Consider the following 3,798-nt stretch of genomic DNA (forward strand, 5'->3'; position numbering starts at 1 on the left):
AACAACGGCCTGAACGACATGAACAACGGTCTGAACAACGGCCTGAACGACCTGAACAACGGTCTGAACGGTGACCTGAATGACCTGAACAACGGTCTGAACGACATGAACAACGGCCTGAACGACGACCTGAACGACCTGAACAACGGGCTTAACAAGAACTTCGACGGTCTGGGTGACGGACTGAACGGGTTGAACGACAACCTGGGTAACGGTCTGAACGGTCTGGGTAACGGTCTGACCGGGTTGAACGACAACCTGGGTAACGGTCTGAACGGTCTGGGTAATGGTCTGACCGGGCTGAACGACAACGTCGGCAACGGCTTGAACGACGGGCTGAACGACAACCTGGGTAACGGTCCGAACGGGCCGGGGGGCGACCTGTCCGGCCTGGTCGGCGGCCCGGCGGCGCTCGCCGGGCTGAACAGCCCGAACAGCCTCACCGGCGGCGGGCGCAACGGACTCGGCGACGGGGAGGACCTCGGCGGCCTCAACGACTCCGTACCGAAGACGCTGGGCGACCTCAGCCCCCAGCAGCTCAGCACGCTTCAGCAGGCCGGGCAGCTCGACGGCGTGCCGTTGACCCCGGAGCAGTCGGCGGCGCTGGAGCAGGCGGGTCTCGCCGCTCCCGGCGCCCAGACCCTGGGCGACCTCAGCCCCCAGCAGCTCCAGGAGTTGCAGCGGGATGGTCTGCTCAACGATGTCCCGCTCACACCGCAGAATCTGCAGACCCTGGGCGACGCCGGTCTGCTCGGAGCAGCCGACGGCACGCCGCATGACCTGGGTGATCTGAGCCCGGCGCAACTGGCCGAACTCGGCTCCTCCGGCGCGTTGGACAACGTGCCGGTCACGGATGCGCANCTCAACCAGTTGCGTCAGGACGGCCTGCTCGGCCCCAACGCGACCGGCATCGACTCGCTCGGTGACCTCAGCCCGGCCCAGCTCGCCGACCTGCAGCAGAACGGCCTGCTGGACTCGGTGCCGGTGACTCCGAGCGAGCTGAACACGCTGCAGCACGCGGGTCTGCTCGGCCCGAACGCCACGACCGGGGCCGGCATGAACACGCTGCCGACGCTCGGCCCGGACTCCGTCGGCGGCGCCGGATTCGGCGACAACGGCCTGCTCAACCCGTCCGGTCTGGCTGGCAACGAGACGCCGAAAACATACTTCCCCACGGCGGTCGACGGTCTGGATGTGAGCCCTCCCGACCCGTACGACCTCGCCGCCGGCTCGGGAGTGCAGGTCGGGAACATCCAGCAGCCGATGGCCCGGACGGTTCCCGGAGTCGGCGGCGCGGGCTTCGGAACGGCTGGCGTCTCCCTGCCGAATTCACAGCCACTCGGGACGGGCNACAGTTCCCTTCTCGGCCAGGACGGGACCACCGGGCTGGGCGACCTGGCGGGAGCCGGCGGTCTGGGGGGCGCCGACGGGTCGATGAGTCTCAAGGGGTCGCCCATGTCCGGTGGGATGCCGTTCATGCCGATGGGCGGCATGGGCGGGCTCGGCGGCGGCCAGGGCCAGCAGCCCAAGGAACGGCAGCGCAACACGTGGCTCACGGAGGACGAGGAGGTGTGGGGCACGGACCCCGAATGCGCACCGGCTGTCGTGGGCCGCGGCGACAGCCCCGCCGACGCCGAGTCCGACCGTCCCGCCGGCCCGACGCCGGTGCCGCCCACCCCCGATCGCAGCCGCACCCGCCGTGGGCGTTGACACCGCCGGGCGTTGACACCGCCGGGCGTTGATGCAGGAAAGGAGGCGCGATGGCGCTGTTCGACGAAAGCCAGGTGGAAGCCGCGCTGGCCGAGCTGGCGCACACCGAGGAGGTCACGGAGCGGATCCGGCGGCAGGGCGCGGAGACGAGCTACCGGACGAGCGACAAGAACAAGCTGCTCTCGGTCACCGTCGGTGGCCAGGGCGAGATTCGTGATCTCACCTTCCGCGGTGACGGCTACCGGGATCTCGCCCCGGCCGAGCTGGCCGATCTCCTGGTGAAGACGATCGAGCGGGCTCGTCAGGAGGTCCGTCGGCGTGTCCTGGCCGGCATGCAGGAACTGATGCTGGAACTGCCGTCTCCCGTGGGCGGCCTGGCCGAGGCCGGGTCGGCGGAGGAACTCGTGGAGGAGCTGCTCGGGATGTTCACCCGGAACATGCCCGACGACGGCCGCGAGCTTGCTCCGCCCGAGGAAGACGGGCGCTGGCGGTGAGCGACGAGGTGATACGCCACGACGGCGACGAGATCGCGCAGAAGGTGCCGATGCTCAGCACGTTCCGCCAGCAGGTGACCGATCTGGGTGGCGANCTGGCCGACACCATCGCCCGGAACAGTTTCGCCAAGGGCGCGAAGGACGAGGTGTCCCTGTACGCGGAGTCGTCGTTCCAGCAGTTGATGGACGCCTTCGGGAAGATTTACGGGGCGCTTGGGGAGGCGGTCGGCCTGCAGGGCGATCGGCTGTCCGTCGTGCGCCAGATCGGCGACACGACCGAGGGCGAAACGACCGAGGAGGCGGGCTGGGAGTCCCCGGGCGGCCATCACGGCTGACAGCACTGCGAGGCCCGGGTATCGGCCGCTGTCCCGCGGCGGCCGTTCGTGGGTGTTGTCGTGATCGGCGCCGGGTTGCGGAGGTGAACGGATGTCCAAGTCCCTGGACGAGGCCATCTACGCCTTCACCGGAATGCGGCTTCCCGGCGCCGATCCGAACAAGATGTGGGCCCTGGCCGACGACCTTGACCGCAAGGGCGACGTAGTCCTCAACACGTTGTCGCCGGAGTTGACGCAGATCGTCCGCGCGGTCCAGAGCGGCGTGCACGGTCAGGCCGGGCGGCGGTTCACCGCCCAGACGCTGCCGTTCGTCATCAGCGACCCGAAGCTCCTGCTTCAGGCCGNCATGCTGCTGAAGTCGGCGGCCACGCTGCTGCGCGGCCAGGCCCTGCAGATTGACTACACCCGCAAGCAGGGCTTCGTCATGTTCATCTTCATGCAGATCCAGCTGGCGATCGCGGCGATCGAGGCCGCGTTCGGCGACGAGGCGGACGCGGCCGCCCGCATCGCCGAAACCCGGACGATCATCCAGCGCATTCTCTCCCTGGAGACGGCCAAGACGGCATCGAAGATCACCGCGATGCAGATGTTGTTCATGCCCGGTTCGTCGATCGTGGCCCAGGCGTGGCAGATCCTGGCCGGCAAGCGAGGCGGTCTGGACGGCGGCGAGATCGGGCACATGGTCGAGTACGGGTTCGCCGCCGCCGCCTTCTCCATCTTGTCCCTGCCCGGCATGAAACCAGCCATGGGCAAGGTGGATCAGTGGCTGAAAAACATGGGCATCGACAAGGGCGTCGACAACCCCCTCGCCGGTCTGGCCGTCGCGACTCTCGTCTCCGGGTTGACGGAGGCCGGCGGCGGAATCTTCGCCAGCGGAGCGGTGGATGGGCAGTGGGGAATCGCCTCCGTCGTCGACGATCTGCTCTCCGGCTCCGTCGAGGGCAGCACAGAGCATTTGGCTGGCCTATTCGGTAAGGGAATGCGCGGCGGAAAACCACCCGCCATCGATCCCGAAATAGCCGCTATTCTGAAGAATCTGAATCTCAACAACCTCGGCCCGGGACCGGCGGACTCGAATCTCAACCTGGACCAAAGCGGCGGGCCCGATGACGACGGAGGCGGTGACGGCCCCGTCGGGAGCCGTGGCGGAGACGGTCCGTCGGCCGGCGCGACCGGGCCGGCCGACGGGGCGGATTCGCATCTGCCCCCCGGCGGTCCGCTCGACGGTCCCCAAGAGCATACGCCCAGCCTGCACAACG

Annotated in this window: 1 protein-coding gene; it reads left to right on the forward strand. The window is 68.3% G+C overall.

Annotated elements, in window-relative coordinates:
• Positions 1–1,760 precede the first annotated feature (1,760 nt).
• Entirely contained in the window at positions 1,761–2,204 is a 444-nt protein-coding gene (locus UK94_RS20430) for a YbaB/EbfC family nucleoid-associated protein (RefSeq protein ID WP_055751125.1), read from the forward strand.
• The last annotated feature ends 1,594 nt before the right edge of the window (positions 2,205–3,798 follow it).

This window comes from Frankia sp. AvcI1 (genome assembly GCF_001420875.1).
Lineage (GTDB): Bacteria > Actinomycetota > Actinomycetes > Frankiales > Frankiaceae > Frankia > Frankia alni.